Here is a 24,659-nt window from a genome sequence, read left to right as displayed (position 1 = left end):
ATCTTCGAAACATTGCGTTTACTTGTCAATAGAAAGACATCTCTCACCAATTGCGGAACGGTAACGAAGACAGAGATCCGGGGCCGCGAGCCATCAAGCGCCTCCGACCAGCGGCGGCCCCCCGAAAGCAGGGGTTTCGCATTTGAAGGCTCACTCGGCTGACAGGTACGCGGCCCCGGACCTGGCGCTCTATTCGAAGCGGATCTCGTCGATGGTGACGGTGGAGGCTCCGCCGTACCAGAAGCCCATCGTGAGCTGGCTCGGCGAGTTGCGGTTGATCCCGTTGGCGGCCATCGGAATCTTGATGTCCTGGTACGACGTGGTGATCACCGGGTGTCCCCCGCCGTCGAGGGTGAAGTCGCCGAACACCTTGGTGACCCCGCCCAGGCCCAGGTTGAAGTGGGTCTGCTCACCACCTGCGGCGCCCTTGACCCGTACCACCAGATACGTCTTCGACGTCAGATCCACCCCGACATCGCTGCCGAACCAGCCGCAGTTGTTGTACCGAAGACTCAACGCCCCGCCGGACACCACTCCGGAGCCGCCCCCGTCCAGGAAGCAGTTGGCCCCTGTCCACCTGCCCAGGTCGTTCAGAGCACTCGACGGGTACGGCGGGCTCCCGTCGAAGTCATCCAGCACCAGCCCTGCCACAGTGGGAGTGGGAGTGGGGGTCGGCGTCGGCGTAGGCGTCGGCGTAGGCGTAGGGGTCGGGGTCGGCGTCGGGCAGTTGGGTGAGCACTGGCCGACCACGATGTCGCTCGCCAGCACGTTGTATCCGGTGGCCGCGTTCCAGGTGTTCGTGTTCGCGAACCGGATGGAGTACGCGGCCCGCGACCGCAGGCCGGTGACCGAGTCGGGCAGCCAGAGGGCCAGCCGGTAGGTGCCCGGCGGGACGCTGGACGGCACGGTGACGGACTGCGCCGACACGGCGTGCGTTCCGGGCGTCCACGTACGAGGATCGAGGCCGGGCACGGGAATGTCGAAGCGGTGCGTGCCGTCGTCGAGTACGAGGAACACCGGGCGCGCCTTCACCGGCCCTGCCCAGCCGTCGTTGCTCAGGTTCCCGGAGAAGGCCAGTTGCCCGCCCGGCTGGACCGAGTCGGAGAAGTTCGCGTTGACCAGCCGGAGCCGGTAGCCGAGCTTGCGCTTGATCCGGGTGAAGGCGGTCTCGGCGGGGTCGTTCCCGGAGGCGGCGAGGTTGGTGGCCTTCCATTTATCGGTGTTGACCGCGGCGTAGTCCTCGTTGATCTCGGTGAAGTTCAGCTTGGACATCTCGGTCTGCACGTTGACGCCTGCGGCATCGTTGTAGCCGTCGGAGTTGCAGGTCTCGCCGCCCATGATCGTGTTGGTGCCGGCCGACGTCTGGCGGTCGTACATCCACTGCTTCTTGACCTCGATGTTGTACCAACCCATCCAGGAGTTGTTGTCGTAGGTCCCCATGTCGTTGTAGTCGGACAGGAAGCAGTCGTTGTGGAAGCCGATCCGGTCCTTCTGCGCCTGGCTGATGCCGCAGCCCTCGGGCACGATGCACGAGGTGGGGTCGACCATCTCCTTGATGTAGATCGGGTAGCGCATCGCCAGGGGGATCGACGCGGGCGTGGTGTCGAGGATCTTCTTGACGATGCGGTAGCGGGTGACCGCCTGGTCCTGGGCGAAGGGGTCGGCGTAGTTCCCGGTGTGCCACTCACCCCATGCGCCGAGGTAGCCGGTCTCCAGGTGCGCCACGACGTCGGCGTTGGCCGTGATCACCGCGTCGATCTGCTCGATGTGGCGGAGGATCTTGGCCTCGGTGACGTCGGCCCAGCCGTCCCACGTGTAGGCCGGGCGCAGCACGATCTTCAGGCCGGCCTGGCGCACGGCCGCGAGCCCGCTCGTCAGGTTGTCCAGCAGCGCCTGCGGCAGGTTGTCCGAGGCCTTGTACTTGTCGAGGTGCAGGTAGCTGTGGACCAGGGTGTTGCCGTTCTGCTTCGCGCGGGCGAAGGTCCGGTCCAGCAGGTCGGGGTTGAAGCCGGGAATCGACGACGCGCTCGCGTAGTCGTTCACGGCGGGATCGTTGATGATCTCGTACCGGTTGTGGTAACCCCGCTCGGGGTTGGCGAAGGCGGTCGCCAGATCGGCCGTGTAGGTGCGGGTCTGCGCCTGCGCGGTACCGGCGATCGACACTACCCCGGTGACGACCAGGGCGGCCGACGCCGCCAGCGCGGCGACCCGGCTTCCGATGCTTCCCGGTTTCCTGAGTGAGTGCTGCATGAAACTCTCCATGCGATGGGAGGGGGAGGAACATCGCAGTCCCGGCGCCCTGGCGGGAACACGCGCGGAGGAGCCGCGGGTTGTGCTCCCACCAGGACTGAAGGATGCGGACACCTACTCGAAGCGGATCTCGTCGATGGTGACGGTGGAGGCTCCGCCGTACCAGAAGCCCATGGCGAGCTGGCTCGGCGAGTTGCGGTTGATCCCGTTGGCGGCCATCGGAATCTTGATGTCCTGGTACGACGTGGTGATCACCGGGTGTCCCCCGCCGTCGAGGGTGAAGTCGCCGAACACCTTGGTGACCCCGCCCAGGCCCAGGTTGAAGTGGGTCTGCTCGCCACCGGAGGCGCCCTTGACCCGTACGACCAGGTACGTCTTGGAGGTCAGATCGACACCCACGTCACTGCCGAACCAGCCGCAGTTGTTGTACCGAAGGCTCAACGCCCCGCCGGAGACCACACCGGAGCCGCCCCCGTCCAGGAAGCAGTTGGCCCCTGTCCACTTGCCCAGGTCGTTCTGAGCGCTGGACGGGTACGGCGGGCTGCCGTCGAAGTTGTCCAGCACGAGACCGGGGTTGCCCGACTGCGCGTCGGTGACGACGGTCACCGTGTTGCTCGCCGGGGAGAGATTGCCCGCCGCGTCCTTGGCCTTGACCGTGTAGCTGTAGCCGGTCGACGGGCTCAGGCCGTCGTCGGTGTACGACGTGCCGGTCGGGGAGGCGACCAACGTGGTACCCCGGTAGAGGTCGTAGCCGGTGACGCCGACGTTGTCGGTGGCGCCGCTCCACGACAGGGACACCGAGGCGGCGGTCTTGCCCGTCGAGGTCAGGGTGGGCGCGGTCGGCGCGGTGCAGTCCCCGGCGCATCCGGTCGTGGTGGCGCTCACCGCGGCGGACCGACCCGAGGCGTTGCCGGCGTTGTCAACCGCCTCGACCGTGTACTGGTAGGTGTGTCCCGCGGTGAGCCCGGTGTCGGTGAACGAGGTGCCGGTGACCGGTGTCGCGGTGACCTTCGTGCCCGATCGGTAGACGTTGTAGCCGCGCAGCCCGCTGCCGCCGGTGTCGGTCGAGGCGGACCAGGACAGCGAGACGCTGGTGTCGGTGCGGCCGGTGACGGCCAGGCCGGTCGGGGTGGATGGCGCCGTGCAGTCGCCGCTACAGGTGCCGGTGGTGCTGAGCGCGCCCAGGTTGAGCCAGCCGTCGGTGCCCTGGTTGGCGTTGGCGAAGGAGAGCGGATAGGCGGGACGCCACTTGTCGATGATCCAGTCGGTGAGCCGTACGGCCGCGGGACGGTTCTGCAGGACGTCCTTGGTGATGGCCTCCAGCGGGTTGCGCACGCGCATCACGAGCTGGTAGTTCCCGGCCGGCACACCCGAGGCGCTGAGGTTCGCCGAGAAGTTCACCGGGCGGCCGTAGTCGAGGTAGGTGGGGTCCGCGCCCACATTCCAGTCGGGGAAGGCGCGAATCTTGAGCGGCTGGACGGTGCGGATGTCCCAGTCGGTGTCCCAGGTCTTGACCACGGTTCCGCTGGAGTCGCGCAGCCCGAGTACGAACTTCCACGGGTAGTAGAACGGCGCCACTCCGTCGTTCTGGACGGTCACGCCGACCTTGAACGTGCCGCCGGCGCTGGCGTTGAAGTTGGCCTGCGGGACGTGCAGGTTGTAGCCCATCTTCCGGACGCCCGCGGCGACCTTGGGGTCGGTGGCGCTGTAGCCGCCGGCTCCGGTCTGGTTGATCATCCAGCTGATGTGGGTGAGCTCGGTGGCGGCGAGCACGTCGTCGACCTGGCCTGAGCCACCCGGCCAGTTGGCGTACAGGCTGCCCTGGATCTCAGGCCGGGCCTCTCCGCCGATCGACTGGGTGGTCCAGCGGTTCTCGGTGCCGTTGTCGAGCATGATCTGGGTGAACGCGTCGTCCCAGCCGTTCATGGACTTGGGCAGCGTCATGCTCTTGAGCTGGCCACCGCGCCACTCCTTGTACGGCCAGGAGTCGTCGTGGAAGCCGATGTTCGCCGTCTTGGTGCCCGCGAGGCCCGGGTAGCGGACCTCGAGCTGGATGTTGTCGAACGCCGTGTCGTAGGCGTTGATGATCGTCTGGATGGTGGCGTCCGTCGGCATCAGGTTCGGGTAGCCGTCGGTGGTGTCCCGGTCGTACGGCCAGGTGTGCCACTCACCCCACAGGCCGACCAGGCCCAGGGACATGAACCCGATCCGGGGGTCGGCGGTGCCTCCCGGCCCGGACTTGTCGTAACGGGCGGCGAAGGCGTTGATGAAGCTGACGAACGCGGCGATGACGTCGGGATCGTCGTAGTCGGGGCTGACCGTGCCCCAGAATCCGTTGTTACGCAGGGTCATCTTGCCGTTGAGGCAGGGCGGGATGCCGTTGCCGGGGTGGGAGGCGGTGCCGCCCGGATACTCGACGTAGAAGCGGAAGGCCGACTGGCGGCCCCATACAGCGGCCTCGTCCAGCGCCTTGTCGAAGACCGTCCAGTCGAAGGTGTTGCAGCTGGAGGGGTCCTTCATGACCTCGTTCAGCGCGAAGTAGCTCCATATGAGGCCGCTCGGGTACTTGGCCCCGTAATCGTCGCCGGGGAACAGGTAGGGCGCGAAGCCCTTGAGCGGCTGACCGACCGGGGTGTCGGCGTAAGCGTAGGTGTGGGTGGTCGACGTCGTGTCCGGCGGCGGGCCGGCCGGCGGCCTCTGGGGCGGCCCGGCGGGTGCGGCCAGTGCGGGGAGCGCGCCGCACACCAGTGCGGTGGTCGCGGCGACGAGGGAAACGAGCAAACGTCTGATCTTCATAGGACCCTCTGTGAGGTTGGGGGGGTTGTCACAGTGGAACCGGAGTTAACGAAATAGAAGCATGCACGTTTCGTTAACGCAATAGAAGACCTTCGCAATCACAAATGCCCCGCGACCCGGTAGCCGGCTCATGCAAGCGGACGAGGGCGCCGCCGGGTAACCACCCCCGGTCCCGGCGGCACTACCGAACAGGCTCAGAGGTCCAGGGCGGGGCCTCCGTCGGCCATCCAGCGCTTGAAAGCGCCCCACTCGGCCGGGGTGAAGTAGAGCCTCGGGCCGTGCGGGTTCTTGGAGTCGCGGAAGGCGATCAGCCTCTCGCCGCGCGGGACCGCGGCCTGACGGCCGTCGAGAACGCCGACCTCCACGCAGTCGCCGCCGTTGGTGCTGTGCATGCTCCTGCGCCAGCCGCCACGGGGCTCGTCGTCCGGTCGTGGGGTCACCTGCGTCTCCTTCCCTGAGGGCTCGTCTCAACCCTCGCCGCGCGCGGCCGAACCGATGAGGATCATCGTCTCCCCAGGTGAGAGTGCCCTGGTCAGGAGGTCGGCGAACATCGACGCGTATCTGCGCCGCTCCTGCGGCTCCTCCAGCACGAGGCCGCTGACGGCCTGCTCCAGGTAGACCAGGTCGAGATCGCCCGGCTCCGGGAACTCCAGCAGGTTGAACTGGCCGTCCAGCGCCGGATGAGCGCCCGAGGCGAACGGGAGGACCCTGATGTCGACGTTCGGCAGGGCGCCGGCCTCAAGGAGGCGCAGGAGCTGCCCGCGCATGACGCCGGGCCCGCCGACCTGGCGCCGGATCACCGCCTCGTCGAGCACCATGACGATCTGGATCGGGTCGTCCACGCGGGTGACGAGATCCTGCCGGGACATGCGGACCGCGACCTTCTCCGCCACCTCCGCGCGGGCCGGGCCCATCGCGGTCGCCTCGATCACCGCCCGCGCGTACGCCTCGGTCTGGAGCAGGCCGGGGACGACCTGCGACTGGTAGGTGCGCAGGACCGACGCCTCGGCCTCCAGCCCGATGTAGGAGTCGAACCCCGGCTTCAGCGTCTGGCGGTGGCGGTGCCACCACCCGCGCTTGCGCGCCTGCCTGGCCATCTCTAGCAGCTCGCCACGGGCCTCGCCCGCGACGCCGTACACCTCCAGCAGGGCGGCCACGTCGGCCGGAGCGGGCCTGGTGAGCCCGGTCTCGTAGCGCCAGAGCGTGATGTCGGTGGTGCCGACCAGCTCGGCCACCTCCTGGCGCGACTTCGCGCTGGCCTCCCTGAGCCCGCGCAGCTCGGCGACGAGACGGCGATGCCGGGCGGTCGGGCTGCGACGTGGTGCGGTCACGCACACCTCCCTTCGGAGAGAACGCTGAAGAACACTGGCCGCCTAGTCTGGCGGCTACCCAGCGCATCCGACAAGACACTCTGCGACACCAACCAATCTGACAACTTTCAGGTTGAGGCATTAAAGGCTCTGCTAAGACTGTGACCTAGGGCGAGCATCTAACCACACAAAGTGGTCAGTGGGTCAGATGGCACTTGAGAGGCGGCAGTAGATGAAAACACCGGCAGGAGTGGGCTTGTCCGCTGTCACGCCTCTCGTCACCGCCGCCTTTCCCGGCACGCGGGACCAGGCCGCGCACGCCCGCGCGCTCGTACGCAAGGCCCTGCACGACGCCCGGTACCACCGCGTCGTCGAGGACGCCGAGCTGCTGACGAGCGAGCTGTTCACCAACGCCGTCCAGCACAGCCGGTCCCGCGACTTCGGCACCGTCACGGTCATGGTGCAGGCGGGCGACCTGGTCCGCATAGAGGTGGTCGACGACGGCTCCGCCTCCTCCCCCAAGGTCATGGCGCCGGACGCCGGCTCGTCGGGCGGCAGGGGGCTCTTCCTGGTCCAGGCCCTCTCGTCGCGGTTCGGCGTGCGGAGGGACCACGTCGCCACCGCGATCTGGTTCGAGCTCGTCCCCTAGCGGGGGCGCGGGAACGGTCCAAGATCACTACATTTGTGGCATGCGGCAACAAACCACCGCCCGAGGGACGGTTCAGACGGCCGCGTGAAGCCAGCGGACGGGAGCCCCGTCGCCGGCGTAGCGGAATGGCTCCAGCTCCTCGTCCCACTGCTTGCCGAGAAGCCTGTCGAGCTCCTCCTCAAGGACGACCCGGCCCTGCGCCGCCATGAGCATGACGTTGCGGAGACGGTCCTCGGGGATCATGATGTCGCCGGACACCCCGATCACCGCCGTGAAGGCCCCAAGGGTCGGCGTGTAGGCATGCCGGGAGCCGTCGACGCCCGCGGAGGCGTCCTCGGAGATCTCGAAACGGATGCGTTGCCAGCCCATGAGGGAGGACGTGATCGCCCCGGCCGTGCCGGGGCGGCCCTCCCACTCGGCCTGCGTACGCACCGTGCCAGGCTGGGCTGGCTGAGGAGTCCACGATAGGTCGACGGGTATGCCAAGCACACCCGCGACCGCCCATTCGATGTGCGGGCACAGCGCGGGCTGAGCCGAGTGGACGTACAGCACGCCACGAGCAGACACCGGACCTCCCGTTTCGTACGAGGTGCGCCTTCCCCAACGTCCTCATACTGGGATGATCACAAGTGACTGAGGGAGAGACTACCGTCCGTCGTGGCGGGGCACCAGAGCCGGGTCATACCTAATCACGCTTGGCAACTCTCCGCATGGGGAAGGCTACATTCCGTGTTTACCTCGCCCATAAGGAGCCGCCGGTGAACGTGCAGGCAGTGGAGCACACGCCGGGACGGAGCACCCTGATCCGGCCCGGCGTCCTCCTCGCCAGATCGCCCGCCGCCGCCGGGCGGTGGACCCAGGCGGTGGAGAACCTCGACGGCGTCTACCTCGTACGGCTGACGCCCGGGGCCGATCCCTGCGAGATCGCCGCCACGCTCTCCGGCCAGGGGCACGAGGTCTCCCCCAATCACGTCGTCACCGGCCAGCCGCTGTACTTCGGCGGGCCCACCGGAGCGCCGCTCCCCGCGACGGCGCCCGCGTACGAGCCGGGCGAGCCGTCCCGGGTGACCGTCGGGCTGCTCGACACCGGCGTGGCCCCGCATCCGTGGTTCAGGGACGCCGCCTGGTTCCGCGACCTGCCCGGCGAGGTCCTCGACGCCGACGGCGACGGGCTTCTCGACGGCCAGGCGGGGCACGGCACCTTCATCGCCGGGCTGGTGCTCCGCCAGGCTCCCGGCGTGCGACTGCGGGTGGCGAGGGTGCTCGACAGCAACGGCGTCGGGGACGAGGCCGGGGTGCTCCGGGCGCTGAGCGTGCTGCGGGACACCCGCCTCGACGTGCTGGTGCTGTCGTTCGGCTGCTTCACCTACGACGACCGCCCCTCGCCGCTGATGGAGCGCGCCCTCGCCGGTTTCCCCGACACCGTCATCGTGGCCTGCGCGGGGAACACCGCCTCCGCGCGCCCCTTCTGGCCGGCCGCGATGCCCCGCGTCATAGCCGTCGGGGCCCTCGACTCCGAGGAAGGCGAGCGCGCGAGGTTCTCCGCGTACGGGCCCTGGGTGGACGCCTGCGCGCGTGGCGAAGCCTTGACCAGCAGTTTCGTGGACTTTCAGCAGTTCCACAGCTATGCCGTCTGGAGTGGCACCTCTTTCGCGGCCGCAGTGGTGGCCGGCGCCATCGCCGCCGCGGCCCGGCACATGTCCCCCGGCGAGGCGGCGAACCACGTGCTCGACCCCGGGCATGGCAGGCGATTCCCCGATCTCGGGGTCCTGGTGCCCGCGCCCCGCTAGGGTGCTCACCAAGAGCATTCCCTCCACCACGCAAAGTCATTTCATGCCTTACGATCTCGACCTTCTCGACGAGCCGGCCTGGCGCGACCTGGTCGAGCGCTTCGGATACCGCATGTGGGCCGTCGCCCGGGCCTTCGGGCTCGACTCCACCGACGCCGCCGACGCGGTGCAGGCCGCATGGCTGCGGCTGGTCGAGAGCCTGCACACGATCCGCGACCCCGAGCGCGTCGGCGCGTGGCTGATCACCACGACCCGCCACGAGGCCGCGCGCATCCGCCGAAGCCGGTCGGGCGCCCCGCTGGCGGCCCTGCCCGCCGAGGTCCCGGCGCCGGACGGCGACCCCGCGGCGGCGATGCTCACCGAGGAGGACGGGCGGCGGCTCTGGGCGGCCGTCGACACGCTGCGCGAGCCGTGCCGCTCGCTGCTGCGGCTCATCGTGTGCGCCCCCGAGGCGGGCTACGCGCAGCTCGCACGCCGCCTCGACATGCCCATCGGCAGCATCGGGCCGACCCGCAGCCGCTGTCTCAGGCGCCTGCGGTCCCTTATCGAGGAGGATCGGTGACCGACGACGAGTACGTTCTGGCGGCTCTGCGAATCGCCGCGGGCGCCGATCCGGTGCCCGCGCGGGTCTCCACCGACGCCCGCGCCGTGTACGGGCTGCGCCTGCCGGGAGCCGTGACGGCGGGGCCCGTGGGGGTGCCCTCCGGCACGGGCGTCGGCGCCTGGCCGCCGTCCGGGGTGCGCTCCGACGGCTGCCCGGCCGACGGGGAGCCGTGGCTGCTCCGCTTCGCCGCGGGCGGGCTGACCATCGACGTGGAGCTCACGGTCTGCGACTCGCACATCGACCTGGCCGGCCAGGTGCAGCCCGCCCCGGGCAAGGGCGCCCGCGTCGAGATCAGGACCCCGCACGTCAGCAAGATCCGCTTCCCGTCCGACACCGGGGAGTTCGCCACCACGGGGCTGCCCCACGGGTGGCTGAGCGTGGTCTGCCACCGCCCGGGCAACCCCCCCGTGGCCACCCGATGGCAATGCGTCCGCCTGTGACCCGCCGGTCACCGGCACGCCCCCGCGTGAGCGGCCCGCCGCGCCCGCTGCCGTCTCGGGGCCGTCAGACGGTGTTGTGCCCGCTGTCGTCCTCGGGGCGTCACGCGGCGGTGTGCCCGCGCGAAGGCCGTCCGTTCACGGGGGCCGCAGGTGACTGAGCTGGTCAGGGCGGCCGAGGAGGCGGTGGTGCTGTCGGGGGCCGATCCGGCGCGGGCCCGCGAGCACGCCCGGGCCGTACTGGCCGAGGCCGAGGCGGGCGGCTGCGCCGAGGCGGTCTCGGTCGCCCACCGGGCCCTGGCCCTCGCCGCCCGCGAGTTCGGGCACCTCACGCTGGCGGCCGAGCACCTCGGCCGTGCGGTCGAGGCCGCCCGCGACCTGCCCGAGCGTGCCGCCCAGGCGCGGCTCTCCCTGGTGACCGTCCGCGCCGACCTCGGCGATCCCGTGGGGGCGCTCCGCGTCGCCGACCTGGCCGAAGGGCATCTCACCGGCCTCGACCCGGCACGGCTCGGCGTGCAGCGCGCGGTGGCGCTCATCCAGCTCGGCAGGCCGGAGGAGGCGGTGGCCCACTGCGACCGGGCCGTCGCGCGGCTCACCGGGGCGGGAGACCCTCGCTTCCTGGCCGGAGCCCTGCTCAACCGCGGCATCGCCCACACCTACCTGGAGCTGTACGACGCCGCCTCCCGCGACCTGTCGGCGTGCGTGACCACCGCCAGGCAGGCGGGCCTCGGCCACCTCGCCGCCCTGGCCGAGGCCAACCTCCCGTTCGTCGCCACGCGCAAGGGGGACATCCCCGGCGCCTTCGCCGGTTACCGGGCCGCCGAGAAGGCGCTGTCCGGCTATCCCGAGCGGCTGGCCGCGATGCGGGCCGACTTCGCGGAGGCCCTGCTCGCCGCCCACCTTCCCGGCGAGGCCCGCGCGCTGCTCGGCCTCGCGGTCCCCGATCTCGCCGCCGCGGGCGCCCAGGTGGCGCTGGCCGAGTCGCGCCTGCTGCTGGCCCAGGTCGAGCTCCTCGTCGGCGACCCGCACCAGGCGAGGACCACCGCCGAGCTGGCGGCGGGCGAGCTGACCGGCCAGGGGCGGGCCGCGTGGGTGCCGCTGGCCGCCGAGACGGCGCTCCGCGCCCGCCTGGCCGTGGAGCGCCCGACGCCCGAGCTGCTCGCCGAGGTACGGGCGCTGGCGGCGCGGCTGGCCACCGACGGCTGGGCGGGGCCTGCGGCGGGGCTCCGGCTCGCGGCCGCCGAGCTGGCCGTGGAGCTGTCCGACCGGGCCGCCGCCGACGCCGAGCTCGGCCTCGTCACCTCGGGGGAGCCCGCCACCGGACGCACCCACCGCGTCGTACGCCACCACGCCGTGGCCCTCCAGCGGAGCCTGCGTGGCGACCGTCCTGGTGCCCTCGCCGCCCTGCGTGCGGGCCTCGTGGAGGCCACCGAGGGCAGCGAGCGCCTGGACGACCCCGGCGTTCGCGCCCACGCCGTACGGGCGGGCGAGCGGCTCGCGGACTTCGGGCTGTCGCTCGCGCTCGCCGACGGGCGGCCCGAGACCGTGCTGGGCTGGGCCGAGCACTGGCGGGCGATGGCGAGCGGGAGGTCGGGGGAGCCGCTGGCGATCGACCGGCTGCGCGCCGCGCTCGGGGACGCCGTGCTGATCGAGACGGTCAGGCACGGCGACCGGCTCGCCGCCGTGGTCGTCACGCGCGAGCGCTGCGTGCTGCGCCCCCTCGGCTCGTACACCGCCGCCGCCGAGGCGACGATCCGGCTGCGGTACGGCCTGCGGCGTGCGGGCCTGCGGGACACCGGTGCGCGCAACGGGGTGGCGCGTGAGGCGGAGAGGCTCGCCGCAGGGCTGCTCGGGCCGCTGGCCGGCGACATCGCGGACCGCCCGGCGATCATCGTGCCGACCGGTGCGCTGCACACCCTGCCTTGGCCGGTGCTGCCTCCGTTCCGGGGGCGTGCGGTCTGCGTGGCGTCGAGCGCCAACGCCTGGCTGACGACACCCCCGGGCCGTCCGGGCTTCGTCCATGATGATGTGCGCCCGAGAGTGGCCGCTGTGGCGGGCCCGGGGCTGGAGCACGCCGATGCCGAGGCGGCGATGGTCGTGCGCACCCACCAGGGAGCCTCCGGGACGGCCGTGCGGGTCGGCGCCGGTTCCTCCGACGTGGTCGAGGCGCTGGGCGGGTCCGACATCGTGCACATCGCCGCGCACGGCACCTTCTGCGCCCGCAGCCCGCTGCTGTCGAGCATCGCGCTGGACGACGGCCCGCTGATGGCCTACGACCTGCTGCGGCTCGGCCGCACTCCGGGGCTGGTGGTGCTGTCGGCCTGCGACGCGGGGATGGCGCACGCCCCGGTCGACGGAGCGCCCCTGGGCCTCGCCGGGGCGTTCCTCGAACGGGGCACCGCGTGCGTCGTCGCCGGGCTCGTGCCGGTGCGCGACGAGGAGGCGCTGACGCTCATGACGCTCTTCCACGGGCTGCTGGCCTCCGGGCACACCCCGGCCCAGGCGCTGGCCACGGCGAGCGAGAAGACCGGCGTGCCAGGCTTCGCCTGCTTCGGCTCCCTCGGACAGCCGATCAGCCTTCCCAAGGGCTGAGTCCGCACGCAGGCGGCCGATCGGCCTTCCCGAGGGCTGAGTCGCCGTGGGCCGCCGGGGTGCTCGTCAGCCTTTGGCGATGGGGCGGGAGGGGTCGCTCACCCAGTTGGACCAGGAACCGACGTAGAGCGCCGCGGGGACGCCCGCGATGGCCAGCGCCAGCACCTCGTGGGCGGCGGTTACCCCGGAGCCGCAATACGCCCCGACCGGCACCTCCGGGAGCACCCCGAAGGAGATGAACCGCTCCCTGAGGAACTCGGCCGGATGGAAGCGCCCCGACCCGTCGACGTTCTCGGAGGTCGGCGCGCTGACCGCGCCGGGGATGTGCCCGGCCACCGGGTCCACCGGCTCGACCTCGCCCCGGTAGCGCTCGCCGGCACGCGCGTCCAGCAGCACGCCGTCGTCCGCGAGCGCCGCCGCCCGCGCGGCGTCCAGCACGGGCATGCCGCCCGGGCGGGCCGTGAAGTCGCCGGGCTCGGGAACGGGCTCCTCCTTGGTCACGGGGAACCCCTCGTCGGCCCACCTGCGGTAGCCGCCGTCGAGCACGCGCACGTCCGGATGCCCGAAGTAGCGCAGCGTCCACCAGGCCCGGGCCGCCGACGTGGAGTCGGCCTCGTCGTAGACCACGACGGGACGTGAACCGGACACGCCGAGCCGCCGCATGGCCTCCTGGAAGGCGCCGGCGTCCGGCAGCGGATGGCGGCCCTCGGACCCCGCCGGGGCGGCGAGGTCGGCATCCAGATCGCAGAACACCGCGCCGGGCAGGTGTCCCTCGCGGTAGGACTCGATGCCGGGCGTCCCGACCAGGCGCCACCGCACGTCGAGGATGGTGGCCTCACCGAGGTCACCGGGATCGATCAAGGGGCTCGGGCTCATGGGAATTACGGGGCGGACGTCCGTGCCTTTCAGCCATGGGAGGAAGCCCCTTCCCTCCTTCGTCTTCTGGATGCGGCTTCGTCTTGGAGTAGAGGCCAGTCTCGGCTCTGGTGCCCGCCGATGTCCACGCCCGCCACCGTGGGCGGAGGCCCCGCGCGGGGCGCCTCCGCTCGGCGTGGCAGGCCGGTGGCCGGGGGGTCAGGTCGCCGCGCGGGCCGTCGCCTCCGATAGCGCCTTGGCGAAGGCCAGGACATTGCCCACGGCCTCGGGACCGTCGGCGGCCTCGCTGACGCGCAGCGACAGGTCGTCTGCGGTGATGGCGCCGGTGTAGCCGTGATCGGCCTCGCAGTTCTCGTCTCCGCAGGTGGCGGGCTCCAGGTCGACGTGGGAGATCGCGCCCCAGCCGATCGTGAGCGTCACCTCGGTCGGGGGGACGCCCGCCACGTACGACGCGGGATCGGGGACCACCCGGGTGACCGCCACGGACTGGACGCGGCTGAGGCGCACGGCCTCCGTGGTCGTGGAGGCGTGTGAGGTGGGCATGCCGTCCGCGGGCGGGTGCTCGTCGGTGTGGCACACCAGCAGGCGGGTGGGTGAGAGGACCACCACGGTGACGTGCCTGCGCACCTCCATGGCCGGATCGAAGGTGGCTTCATGGTGCACGACGTACGCCGTGACCTGCTCCTTGCCCAGCGCGGACTCGGCCGCGTCGGCCACGAGATCGGGGTAGTAGCCGCTGCGTTCGATAGCCTCGCGCAGACCAGCGGCCGAGACTCGGGTTTCCCTCATGGGTCCATCCTGCCCTGTCTCGGCATGGTGTTTCACCTCATGGCCGCCCACCTTGGCGGCCTCGCGCGGAGAAGGGCGGCGACGGGGTCTCGGGGCCCGTACGGCGATCGCCCGTCGCGGCACTCACGACGCCTCACGTCACAACCGCCCCAACGGGGCGTCGCGCGGGCTTACCGCAGGCGCCTCGGGCCCCTGTCGGGACGCGGGCCCACGGTGTCGCGGAGCACCGCTCTGGCGCCCAGCACGCTCACGCCTGACTCCCCGACCAGGATGGGGTCGAGGTCCAGCGCCACCCCGGGAAGCTCGTCGGCGAGCCGCCCGACCCGTACCAGCAGGTCCTCCAGCGCCTTCACCGCAACGGGCGGGTAACCGTACTCGCCGAACAGCAGAGGGGCGGCACGTACGGACCGCACGAGGGCCGTCGCGTCCTCGGCGGTCAGCGGGGCGAGCCGGAACGCCTCGTCGCCGAGGAGCCGCGCGGTCACCTCCCCGAACGCGAACGACACCACCGCCCCGAAGTCCGGGTCGTCCACCACCCGCACCAAGGTCGGCACGGCGGGCTGCGGGGCCATCCGCTGGACCGACAGCATCACGTCCGGGCCGAGCCGCGCCGCCAGGTCGTCGTACGCGCGGCGCACCCCGCCCGGATCGGACAGGCCGAGCCGCACCGTGCCCGCCCGGTGCGCGACCTCGGGATCGGCGGACCTGACGACCACGGGCCAGCCGAGGCGCCCGGCCGCCGCGACGGCCTCGTCCGGCGAGGTCACCACCTCGGCCGGCCACACCTCCAGCCCGTACTTGGCCAGCAGTTCCGCCGCGTCGATCTCCAGGGGGCCACCCGCCATCGGGCTCTCCCCTGAGCCGCCGCCGTCCGGCTCCGCGGCTCCGGCGGTCGCGAGCGCCTTCTCGACGACCGCCCTGGCGCCCTTGGTGTCCACGCCGCCGAGCTCTGGGGAGATGCCGTGCGGCCTCTCGCGCCAGGAGGCGTATCTCACCACGTGAGCGAGGGCTCGCACGGCCTCCTCCGCGGCGGGGTAGGACGGGATGGACCTCTTGCCCGGGTCGCCGTCCTCGCCCGGGACGCGCAGCTCCGGAGGCATGCCCATGCGCCCCTCGAAGGTCGCGAGGACGGGCTTGCCGGTCTCCCGCGCCACCCGTACGAGCTCGGCGGCGACCTCGGCGGCGTTGCCGGGAACGGGCGGCATGTAGATCGCGACGATGGCGTCCACCTCACAGGTCATGTCCGCCAGCGCCTGGCGGTACTCCCTGGCGCCCGCCCGGGCCCCGAGGTTGGCGGCCGGGCACGGCTCCAGCCCGGCCGCCACGCAGGCGTCCACCGCCAGCAGCGCCATCGCGTCGGAGTTGCTGACCACCCCGACCTTCGGACCGGCGGGCAGGGGCTGGTAGGCGAGGAGCTGGGCCACGTCGAACAGCTGGGTGAGGTCGTCCACCCGGATCACCCCCGCCTGCTCGAACAGCGCGCTGAGCGCGGTGTCCGGCAGCCCGAGGACGGGCGCGGCGTGCCCCACGGGCACCCTCTGGGTGACTCCGCCGCTCTTGACGACGACGATCGGCTTCTTGCGCGACGTGCGCCGGGCCAGCCGGGCGAACTTGCGCGGGTTTCCCAGGGACTCCAGGTAGAGGAGGATCACGTCGGTCGCCGGGTCCCCCTCCCAGTACTGCAGGAGGTCGTTGCCCGAGACGTCCGCCCGGTTGCCCGCAGACACGAAGGTCGAGATGCCCATGCCGCGCTGGGCGACCCGCTGGAGCAGCGCGGTGCCGAGCGCGCCCGACTGGCTGAAGAAGCCCACGCGCCCCCGTCCGGGCAGATGGGCGGCCAGGGTGGCGTTCAGGCGGACGGCCGGGTCGGTGTTGGCGATGCCCAGGCAGTTGGGGCCGACCACGCGCAAGCCGTACGCGCGGGCGATGCGCACCAGATCGTCCTGGCGCGCCCGTCCCTCGGGTCCCGTCTCCCCGAAACCGGACGAGACCACCACCAGGCCCTTCACGCCCTTCTCCGCGCACTCCTCGACGACGTCGAGCACGGCATCGGCGGGCACGGCCACCACGGCGAGGTCCACGTCCCCGTCGATGGCCGAGACGCTCTTGTACGCGCGGACGCCGGCCACCGCCCTCATCTCCCTGTGCACCGGGTACACCGGGCCGCTGAAGTCGGCCCCGAGGAGGTTGCGGAGCACCGTCTGCCCGATGCCGCCCGCCTCACGGCCCGCGCCGACGACCACCACCGAGGTGGGCGTGAGCAGCCGCCCGATCGAGCGCGCCTCGGCCCGGTGCTCCCTCGCCGTCGTGACCTCGCGCGAGGTCTCCGTCGTCGCGAGGTCGAGGGTCATGCGGACGACCCCGTCCTCGAACTGGCTCTGCGCGGTGTACCCGGCCTGGCGGAAGAAGGCCATCATGCGACTGTTGGACGGCAGCACGTCGGCGATGAAGCGCTTGATGCCGTGCTCCCGCGCCGCCGCGCGCAGGTGCTCCATGAGCACCGAGGCGACTCCCCTGCCCTGGTGCGCGTCCTCCACCAGGAACGCCACCTCGGCGCTGTCCTGCTGGTCCATCCGGTCGAAGCGGACGACCGCCACCATCTCGGTGCCGAGGGTCGCGATGAGGGCAACCCGGTTCACGTAGTCGACGGTCGTGAACCACGCCACCTCGCGATCGGAGAGGCGGGGACGCGGGCCGAAGAAACGGAAGTAGATCGACTGGTCGGAGAGCCGGGAGTAGAACGCGCGGAGCATGTCGGCGTCCTCCGGCCGGATGGGCCGCAGGTGCGCGGTACCCCCGTCGGCCAGGACGACGTCGGCCTCCCAGTGAGCGGGGTAGTGAGGTTCCACATTCATGAGGGTAAGGGGCCTCGTGCCGGGATTGTTGGGCAACGCTTGTGCATCGACTGTGCACGGGTGTCCGCTCTATGCCCCACGCCCCGGCTTGAAGCTGTTAGGTTTTCTGTCAGCAGCCTCCTGTAGTGCCAACAAGGTGGTGACATCATGACGCGGGTTGTCGTGGTGGGCGATCTGATGACCGATGCGGTCGCACGCGCCCGCTACCCTCTCGCCAGGGCAAGCGACACTCCGGCCGTCGTCACCATGCATGGTGGCGGCTCCGGGGCGAACATCGCGTCCTGGCTCGCCGTCGAGGGTGCGGAGGTGGCCTTCGTCGGCCGCCGAGGCGCCGACATCACGGGCCGTAACCGTGACATGGAGCTCATGGGATACGGCGTCGACGCCCGCCTGGTGATGGATCCCGAGCGACCAACCGGCACCTGTGTCGTGCTGGTCACGCACAAGGGCGAGCGCACGCTGCTCTCCGACCCCGGTGCCAACGCCGCGCTCTCTCCGGAAGACCTCCCTCGCGACCTGTTCGCCCAGGGCGGCCACCTGCACGTCTCCGGGTACACCCTGCTCAACGACGGCTCGCGTGACGCCGGCCTGGCGGCGCTCGACCACGCGCGCCGGGCGGGCATGTCGATCTCGATCGACTGCGCCTCCGCCGCGCCGCTCGAGCGCACGGGCGCCGAGCCGTTCCTCGAGTGGACCCACAGCGCCAAGCTGCTCTTCGCCAACGACGCCCAGGCCAAGGTGCTCACGGGTCGTGACGACCCCGCCTCCGCCGCCAAGGTGCTCACCGCGTGGTTCCCCCAGGTCGTGATCAAGATGGGTGCCGAGGGCGCTCTCTGGTACACCAACAACCGGGCGGAGCCCGTCCGCGCGCCTGCCGACCACATCGAGCGCACGGTCGACGGCACTGGCGCGGGTGACGCCTTCACCGCGGGCTTCCTCCAGCCGTGGCTGGAGGGCAAGCAGCCGGCCGACGCGCTGGCCGCGGGCAACGCCCTCGCCGCCAAGGCCATCGCCAACCTCGGCGCCCGCCCCCGCCTCTGACCGCTCCCCTCCACTCCTCTGACATGGAACGACCGAGAGGTCTTCCTCTCACATGGAACGGCCGAGAGGTCTGGGGCGGCTCCCTGCGTCAGGGCGGGGTCTTGGTCAGTTAGTGGTGGCCAGGGCCAAGGGCAGGACGGCGGGAGCGCCCGCCTCGCGTAGGAGCATCGCGCCCATGGTCATCGTCCAGCCGGTGTCGACCCGGTCGTCGACCAGCAGCACCGGGCCGCCGGAGACGTCGGCGACGGGCGGCGCGAGGGTCGCCCGCAGGGCACGCACCCGCTGGGCGCTGTTGTGCTGGCGGCCCGGAGGGCCCTGACGGTAGGTCAGGGAGCCGAGGTAGCTCAGCCTGCCGATGGCGGCCAGCCGCTCGCCCAGAGTCGTGATCAGCACCGGCCGGGTCGTCGACGGCACGGTGACCACGGAGACCGGGCGCGCGGCCCAGCGCCACGAGCTCAGCACCATGACCACGGCGTCGAAGATCTCGTCGGGCACCGGCCCATCGGCGGCCCGCTCCCCCAGCAGGCGCCTGAGGGCGTTGCCCCAGCCGATGTCGGTGAGCCGCCCGAGAGCCCGGCCCGGCTCCGCCGCCAGCTCGGGACGGATGCGACCGGAGAGGCCGAGTTCCTTGAGGCCGGTTGGCCACTGGCGCCGGGGCTCGACCTCGACGCCAGGTCGGTGAAGCCGCTCGCGGGCGCTCGTGACCGCCGCCGCCGCGATGTCCACCGAGCGGTGGGCCCCGGTGCAGTTGTCGCAGCGGCCGCAGGGCTTCGCCGTGTCGTCGTCGAGGTGGCGCCTGAGGAACTCCTCGCGGCACTCGCCGGTGGAGATGTAGCCGAGCATGGCCTGCTGCTCGGCCGCGCGCTCGGCGGCGACCCGCGCGTACCTCTCGGCGTCGTACGCCCAGGGCCGGCCGGTGGCCTGCCAGCCGCCCTTGACCCGCTTGGCGGCGCCGTCGACGTCGAGGACCTTGAGCATGGTCTCCAGCCGGTTGCGGCTGAGGTCGACCCGGGTCTCCAGCGCGGCCGTGGACATCGTGCCGTGCTCCGCCAGCGTGGCGAGGGTCGCCCGCACCACGGGCTCGGGAGGGAAGGCGAGCGAGGCGAAATAGGCCCAGATATCGCGGTCTTCGGGCCCGGGAAGCAGGATCACCTCGGCACGCTCGACGCCGCGCCCTGCCCGGCCGACCTGCTGGTAGTAGGCCACCGGTGACGCGGGAGCGCCGACATGCATGACGAACCCGAGGTCGGGCTTGTCGAAGCCCATGCCGAGGGCGGAGGTCGCGACCAGTGCCTTCAGCCGGTTGCCGAGCAGGGCCTGCTCGGCGGCGAGCCGCTCCGCGGGGTCGGTCTGCCCGGAGTAGGCGGCCACCTCGTGCCCCTGGTCGCGCAGGTAGGCGGCGATCTCCTGGGTGGCGGCCACGGTGAGGGTGTAGATGATGCCGGAGCCGGGCAGCTCGCGCAGCGTCTCGGCGAGCCAGGCCAGCCGCTGCTCGGCGGTCGCCAGCCGGACGACGCTCAGGTGGAGGCTGTCGCGCTCAAGAGGCCCCCGCAGCACCAGCGTGCCCTCGGTGTCCCCAGCACCATGGGCATCATCAGCATCAGCATCAGGGGTATCAGCGGCATCACCGCCCTCGTCGGCTTTTTCATCGGAGGGCCCTGAGCTGCCCGCCCCACCGTTGCCCGCCCCACCGCCGACCGCTCTGCCGTTGGCGGCCTCACCGTTGGGTGAGTTCTCGCGGGGCGAGTCTTCGTGGGGAGCGGTGGCGGGCCTGTCGTCGGTGAGCCCGGCGAGTTGCTCGGCGACGTCGCGGGTGACGCGGGCGTTGGCCGTGGCCGTGGTCGCGAGAACCGGCACGCCCGGAGGGAGATCGGCCAGCAGGGTGCGCAGGCGGCGGTAGTCGGGCCGGAAGTCGTGACCCCAGTCGGAGATGCAGTGGGCCTCGTCGACCACGACCAGGCCGGCGCTCGCCGCGAGCTTCGGCAGCACCAGGTCGCGGAAGTCGGGGTTGTTGAGCCGCTCGGGGCTGACCAGCAGCACGTCGACCTCGCCGCGCTCGACCTCGGCGTGGATGAGATCCCACTCGTCGACGTTGGCGGAGTTGATCGTGGCGGCGTGGACCCCGGCGCGGTCGGCGGCGGAGATCTGGTTGCGCATGAGGGCGAGCAGCGGCGAGACGATCACCGTGGGCCCCGCTCCGCGGGCCCTCAGGAGCGCGGTGGCGATGAAGTAGACCGCGGACTTGCCCCACCCGGTGCGCTGCACGACGAGCGCGCGCCGCCGGTCGACGACCAGCGCCCGGATCGCGGACCACTGGTCGTCTCTGAGCCTGGCGTGCTCCCCCGCGAGGGCTCGCAGCCGCTGCTCCGCCTCGGCCCGCAGACCGCTCTCGTCAACCATGGCTCCTTGGTACCAGGTCGCAGCGACGTTTCAGGCCGTCAAGGCCCCGCTGTGGACAACCGATGGCCGACTAGAGCGGGTTCGGCCGGTTCTCGTCCACACTTTTCCCCAGGATCAGTTCCTGTGCTCGTCGAAGGCGGCGATGGTGACGCGGTGCATGACGCGACGTTCGGTGTAGTCGGCCACCGCGTAGTGCTGGGTGCTGCGGTTGTCCCAGAAGGCCAGCGTGCCCGGCCGCCAGTTCAGGCGCACCTGGAACTCCGGGGAGCGGATGTGGTCGACGAGGTACGGCAGGAGCGCCTCGTTCTCCCGGTCCGACAGCCCGACCAGGCGGGTGGTCGACGCGCGGTTCACGAACAGCGATTTCCTGCCGGTCTCCGGGTGGACGCGCACGACGGGCCGCTCGTACGGCGGCCACTTCGCCTGCATGGCGGCCAGATCGTAGTCGTGCCCCTTGGATATGGCCTTCTTCATGGAGTTCGTGATGTCGTGCACGGCGGTCAGCTCGTCGCAGAGCCGCTGGATCGGCGGGGACAGCGTCTCGTACGCCATGTACGCGTTCGCCCACATCGTGTCGCCGCCCACCGAGGGCAGCTGGACGCAACGCAGCAGGGAGCCCATGGGCGGCTCGGGCTCGAAGGTGTTGTCACTGTGCCACTCGTCGCCTCCCTCGCCCTTGGGGTCGACCTGGTCGAGGCGGTGGATGGGACTGGACTGGTCCTTGTTGAACGCCGGGATGTTGAGCCTGCCGAACCGCAGCGCGAACCGTGCGTGCTCCCCGTCGTCGATGGGCTGGTCCCTGAAGAAGAGCACCAGGTGCTCCAGCCAGCCCTGCCTGATGGCGTGGACCTCGTCCTCCGACAACGGCTTGCGCAGATCGACCCCGGTGACCTCGGCGCCGATGTTCCTGGTCATGGGCCTGAACTCGATCATGTCTCCTGGATTCCTCCCTCTTCGTCGCCCTCTCTCAGCATCTAAGCAAGCAACCGCTTGGTCAAGTCAGCGGGCTGTTCCGCCGCTGTGCACGGGAGTGGCACCGGCCGCGAGAGCGGTCACCCACGCAGGCCGTACGGGCTCGGGAGGCCGTCAAGTCGCGGAGCACGTTGCACCTTCGGCACAATGTTCGATATGGCCCGACGGACTACCACACCCCCGCCAGACGAGGACTTCGAGGAGCGGATCGTCGACATCGACGTTTCGACCGAGATGCGCACCAGCTATCTGGAGTACGCGTACTCCGTGATCTACCAGCGCGCGCTCCCCGACGCCCGCGACGGACTGAAGCCGGTCCAGCGCCGCATCCTCTACTCGATGAGCGAGATGGGCCTGCGGCCAGACCGGGGGCACGTCAAGTCCTCACGGGTCGTCGGTGACGTGATGGGCAAGCTCCACCCGCACGGCGACACCGCGATCTACGACGCCCTGGTGCGCATGGCGCAGCCGTTCTCGATGCGGCTCCCGCTGGTCGACGGCCACGGCAACTTCGGCTCGCCCGACGACCAGCCCGCGGCGATGCGCTACACCGAGGCGCGCCTCGACCCGGCGTCCATGCTGATGGTGCAGTCGATCGACGAGGAGACCGTCGACTTCAAGCCCAACTACGACGGCCAGGAGACCGAGCCCACGGTCCTGCCGAGCGCCTTCCCGAACCTCCTCGTGAACGGCGCCGCGGGCATCGCGGTCGGCATGGCGACCAACATGGCGCCGCACAACCTCGTCGAGGTCATCGCCGCGGCCCGCCACCTCATCAAGAACCCGGGCGCGTCGCTCGACGAGCTCATGCGCTTCGTGCCCGGGCCCGACCTGCCGACCGGTGGCTCGATCATCGGGCTGGCGGGCGTCAGGGACGCCTACGAGACCGGCCGCGGCACCTTCCGCATGCGCGCCAAGGCGACGATCGACCAGGTCACCCCGCGCCGCAAGGGCATCATCGTCACCGAGCTGCCCTTCAACGTCGGCCCCGAGCGGGTCATCACCAAGATCAAGGAGCTGGTGACCTCAAAGAAGCTCTCCGGCATCTCCGATCTGAAGGATCTCACCGACCGGCACAAGGGCCTGCGCCTGGTCATCGAGATCAAGAACGGCTTCCACCCCGAGGCCGTGCTCGCCGAGCTCTACCGCATGACCCCGATGGAGGAGACCTTCGGGATCAACAACGTGGCGCTGGTCGACGGCCAGCCCCGCACCCTCGGTCTCAGGGAACTGCTCCACGTCTTCGTGGACCACCGCATCGAGGTCGTGCGCCGCCGCTCCACCTACCGGCGGCGCAGGCGTGAGGAGCGCCTCCACCTGGTCGACGGCCTCATCGTCGCCCTCCTCAACATCGACGAGGTCATCCAGGTCATCCGCTCCTCCGACGACTCCGCCGAGGCGCGCAGCCGCCTCATGGAGGTCTTCGACCTGTCGGAGATCCAGTCCAACTACATCCTCGACACGCCGCTGCGCCGCCTCACCAGGTACGACAAGCTCGAGCTCGACCGTGAGCGGCAGATCCTCCAGGAGGAGATCGCCGAGCTGACCGCGATCCTCTCGTCGGAGGACCGCCTGCGCAGGGTCGTCTCGGCCGAGCTGGCCGAGGTCGCCAAGACGTACGGCACGCCGCGCCGCACCGTCCTGCTGGAGGCCGGGGCCGTCACTACGCCCGGCGCGATCCCGCTGGAGGTCGCCGACGACCCCTGCCTGGTGCTGCTCTCCTCGACCGGCCTTCTCGCCCGCACGGGCGACGACTCGCCGCTCGGCGCCGGGGAGGAACGCTCGGCCCACGACGTGCTGGTCTCTGTCGTGCGGTCGACGGTGAGGGGAGAGGTCGGCGTGGTGACGTCGGCCGGGCGCCTGATCAGGGTCTCCGTGGTCGACCTGCCGACCCTGCCGCCTCTGGCCAGCCCGCCGTCCCTGTCGGGCGGCCACCCGGTCAGCGAGTACGTCACGCTGAACCCCGGTGAGCTGGTCGTGGGCCTCGGATCCCTCGACCCGGAGGGGCCCGGCCTCGCGCTCGGCACCGCCCAGGGCATGGTCAAGCGCGTCGTTCCCGAGTATCCCGCGAACCGCAACGACTTCGAGGTCATCGGCCTCAAGCCGGGCGACAGCGTGGTCGGGGCCGTGGAGCTCACCTCCGACGACCACGACCTGGTGTTCATCAGCTCCGATGCCCAGCTCCTGCGCTTCCCCGCCTCGTCCGTACGGCCGCAGGGGCGCCCGGCCGGCGGCATGGCCGGCATCCGCCTCGACGACGGCGCGAAGGTCGTCTGGTTCGGTGTCGTGGACCCCGCCCGCGAGGCCCGCGTCGTGACGATCGCCGGCTCCGCCACCGCGCTACCCGGCACGGAGGCCGGGGGCGGCAAGGTGTCCGACTACGCGGAGTTCCCGCCCAAGGGCAGGGCGACGGGCGGCGTGCGGGCCCAGCGCTTCCTCAAGGGTGAGGACGTGCTCATCCTCGCCTGGGCGGGCCCGGCCCCGATCAAGGCGGTGTCCTCCACGGGCAAGCCCGTCGAGCTGCCGTCCGAGCTGGGCCGCAGGGACGGGTCCGGTCTCCGCATGGCCTCGGCGATCGCCGCGATCGGCGGGGCGCTCGGCAGCGGCCCCGGCGCGGGCGAAGCGGACGGGCACCCGGAGGACCAGGAAGGCGTGCCGGCGGCCGACCCGGGCGAGCAACTCTTCTGAGCCGGCGACTCCCGCAGGCCGGGCCGGCGGGAGCACCACGTGGGTCGCCGGAGCCGTTTCATCGGGCTCCGGCGACCAAACGAGCCTAGTCGGCGTCGCAGAGGCAGAAGGGATGGCCGGCGGGGTCCAGGAAGACCGTGAAGTCCCCGGCCTCCACCACTTCGCCCCCGTATCCCAGGCGCGGCGCCCCAAACCGCTACGGACGGTGACACGCCGGCGCCGGGCCCGTACGCCGGCTACTGGCGTGAGGGGACGGAGTCTCCCCTGGCCACGGGCGCGATGGCCGTCAGCAGCTCCCACGGCTCGCCGTCCTGCCAGAAGTCGATCAGCTTGGCCGCCGCCTCTCCCGGCTCGAAGTCGCCGAACCCGTACGGGCCGAAGCATCCGGCCTCTTCCAGCGCGACGACCAGCGGGTCGTCCTCGGGAAGCGTCTGCGCGTAGGCGGCGGCGTCCAGGAGCGCGAGCGCGCAGCGGGCGTTCCAGCCGCCGTCCTTGCGCTGGACCCGGTCGAGCCGCCACCTGGCCCGGGCGCGCAGATATCCGGCGAGCGAATCGGTCATCCCCACAGCGAGCCCCCCAAAGATCTTGCACGTATCGTTGACCCATCATC

General features: G+C 71.3%; 18 protein-coding genes. 7 read left to right on the top strand and 11 right to left on the bottom strand.

The window, feature by feature from the left end; all coding sequences use genetic code 11:
• Window positions 1-189: 189 nt before the first annotated feature.
• From OG589_RS02725 to OG589_RS02710, 4 genes are all read right to left on the bottom strand, one after another.
• Window positions 190-2,250 carry a DUF4832 domain-containing protein gene (locus OG589_RS02725; protein WP_405145831.1) on the bottom strand — a complete coding sequence of 687 codons (2,061 nt, stop codon included), beginning with the start codon at window positions 2,248-2,250 and terminating at the stop codon, window positions 190-192.
• A gap of 114 nt (window positions 2,251-2,364) precedes the next feature.
• A complete protein-coding gene (locus OG589_RS02720; RefSeq protein WP_405145829.1) occupies window positions 2,365-5,046 on the bottom strand; it encodes a fibronectin type III domain-containing protein in 2,682 nt (893 codons plus the stop codon).
• Between the two features lie 194 nt (window positions 5,047-5,240).
• Entirely contained in the window at window positions 5,241-5,486 is a 246-nt protein-coding gene (locus OG589_RS02715; RefSeq protein WP_405145827.1) for a DUF397 domain-containing protein, read from the bottom strand.
• A gap of 27 nt (window positions 5,487-5,513) precedes the next feature.
• Window positions 5,514-6,377, bottom strand: a complete 864-nt coding sequence (locus tag OG589_RS02710) for a helix-turn-helix domain-containing protein (protein ID WP_405145825.1) — start codon at window positions 6,375-6,377, stop codon at window positions 5,514-5,516.
• 235 nt (window positions 6,378-6,612) lie between these two features.
• Here OG589_RS02710 and OG589_RS02705 point away from each other — a divergent pair, with 235 nt between their 5' ends.
• Window positions 6,613-7,005: an ATP-binding protein gene (locus OG589_RS02705; RefSeq protein WP_405145823.1), complete on the top strand. Its 393-nt coding sequence runs from the start codon at window positions 6,613-6,615 to the stop codon at window positions 7,003-7,005.
• Window positions 7,006-7,077: 72 nt separating this feature from the next.
• Here the strand turns inward: OG589_RS02705 and OG589_RS02700 are convergent, their stop codons facing one another.
• Window positions 7,078-7,572, bottom strand: a complete 495-nt coding sequence (locus tag OG589_RS02700; protein WP_405145821.1) for a DUF3145 domain-containing protein — start codon at window positions 7,570-7,572, stop codon at window positions 7,078-7,080.
• A gap of 191 nt (window positions 7,573-7,763) precedes the next feature.
• Here OG589_RS02700 and OG589_RS02695 point away from each other — a divergent pair, with 191 nt between their 5' ends.
• The 4 genes from OG589_RS02695 (at window position 7,764) to OG589_RS02680 (ending at window position 12,428) form a co-directional block, all read left to right on the top strand.
• Entirely contained in the window at window positions 7,764-8,795 is a 1,032-nt protein-coding gene (locus OG589_RS02695; protein WP_405145819.1) for a S8 family peptidase, read from the top strand.
• Window positions 8,796-8,838: 43 nt separating this feature from the next.
• Window positions 8,839-9,357: an RNA polymerase sigma factor gene (locus OG589_RS02690; protein WP_405145818.1), complete on the top strand. Its 519-nt coding sequence runs from the start codon at window positions 8,839-8,841 to the stop codon at window positions 9,355-9,357.
• Window positions 9,354-9,839, top strand: a complete 486-nt coding sequence (locus OG589_RS02685; protein ID WP_405145816.1) for a hypothetical protein — start codon at window positions 9,354-9,356, stop codon at window positions 9,837-9,839. Before OG589_RS02690 ends, OG589_RS02685 begins: the two co-directional genes overlap by 4 nt.
• A 150-nt stretch (window positions 9,840-9,989) precedes the next feature.
• The gene (locus tag OG589_RS02680) at window positions 9,990-12,428 is read left to right on the top strand and encodes a CHAT domain-containing protein (protein ID WP_405145815.1); all 2,439 of its coding nucleotides are present in this window, start codon (window positions 9,990-9,992) and stop codon (window positions 12,426-12,428) included.
• Between the two features lie 66 nt (window positions 12,429-12,494).
• Here OG589_RS02680 and OG589_RS02675 read toward each other — a convergent pair whose 3' ends face one another.
• From OG589_RS02675 to OG589_RS02665, 3 genes are all read right to left on the bottom strand, one after another.
• Window positions 12,495-13,304: a sulfurtransferase gene (locus OG589_RS02675; RefSeq protein WP_405145813.1), complete on the bottom strand. Its 810-nt coding sequence runs from the start codon at window positions 13,302-13,304 to the stop codon at window positions 12,495-12,497.
• A 198-nt stretch (window positions 13,305-13,502) separates the two neighbouring features.
• Window positions 13,503-14,093 (bottom strand): DUF5998 family protein, encoded by a 591-nt coding sequence (locus OG589_RS02670; RefSeq protein WP_358558689.1) that lies wholly within the window; start codon window positions 14,091-14,093, stop codon window positions 13,503-13,505.
• Window positions 14,094-14,263: 170 nt separating this feature from the next.
• Entirely contained in the window at window positions 14,264-16,948 is a 2,685-nt protein-coding gene (locus OG589_RS02665) for a GNAT family N-acetyltransferase (protein ID WP_405145811.1), read from the bottom strand.
• Between the two features lie 147 nt (window positions 16,949-17,095).
• On the opposite strand from OG589_RS02665, the gene OG589_RS02660 reads away from it, so the two are divergent.
• Complete coding sequence (locus OG589_RS02660) at window positions 17,096-17,989, top strand: carbohydrate kinase family protein (RefSeq protein WP_405145809.1); 894 nt, start codon at window positions 17,096-17,098, stop codon at window positions 17,987-17,989.
• 105 nt (window positions 17,990-18,094) lie between these two features.
• Here OG589_RS02660 and OG589_RS02655 read toward each other — a convergent pair whose 3' ends face one another.
• Window positions 18,095-20,389, bottom strand: a complete 2,295-nt coding sequence (locus OG589_RS02655; RefSeq protein ID WP_405145807.1) for a DEAD/DEAH box helicase — start codon at window positions 20,387-20,389, stop codon at window positions 18,095-18,097.
• 114 nt (window positions 20,390-20,503) lie between these two features.
• A complete protein-coding gene (locus OG589_RS02650; RefSeq protein WP_405145805.1) occupies window positions 20,504-21,322 on the bottom strand; it encodes a TauD/TfdA dioxygenase family protein in 819 nt (272 codons plus the stop codon).
• 186 nt (window positions 21,323-21,508) lie between these two features.
• On the opposite strand from OG589_RS02650, the gene OG589_RS02645 reads away from it, so the two are divergent.
• Window positions 21,509-24,049, top strand: a complete 2,541-nt coding sequence (locus tag OG589_RS02645; protein ID WP_405145803.1) for a DNA topoisomerase (ATP-hydrolyzing) subunit A — start codon at window positions 21,509-21,511, stop codon at window positions 24,047-24,049.
• Window positions 24,050-24,285: 236 nt separating this feature from the next.
• On the opposite strand, the gene OG589_RS02640 is transcribed toward OG589_RS02645, so the two are convergent.
• Window positions 24,286-24,609, bottom strand: coding sequence for a hypothetical protein (locus OG589_RS02640; RefSeq protein ID WP_405145802.1), 324 nt, complete (start codon window positions 24,607-24,609; stop codon window positions 24,286-24,288).
• Window positions 24,610-24,659 lie beyond the last annotated feature (50 nt).

Origin of the sequence: Sphaerisporangium sp. NBC_01403 (assembly GCF_045040145.1) — a bacterium.
Lineage (GTDB): Bacteria > Actinomycetota > Actinomycetes > Streptosporangiales > Streptosporangiaceae > Sphaerisporangium > Sphaerisporangium viridialbum.
Note: the sequence above shows the minus strand (reverse complement) of the source record. Positions and strands in the feature narration are given on the sequence as shown.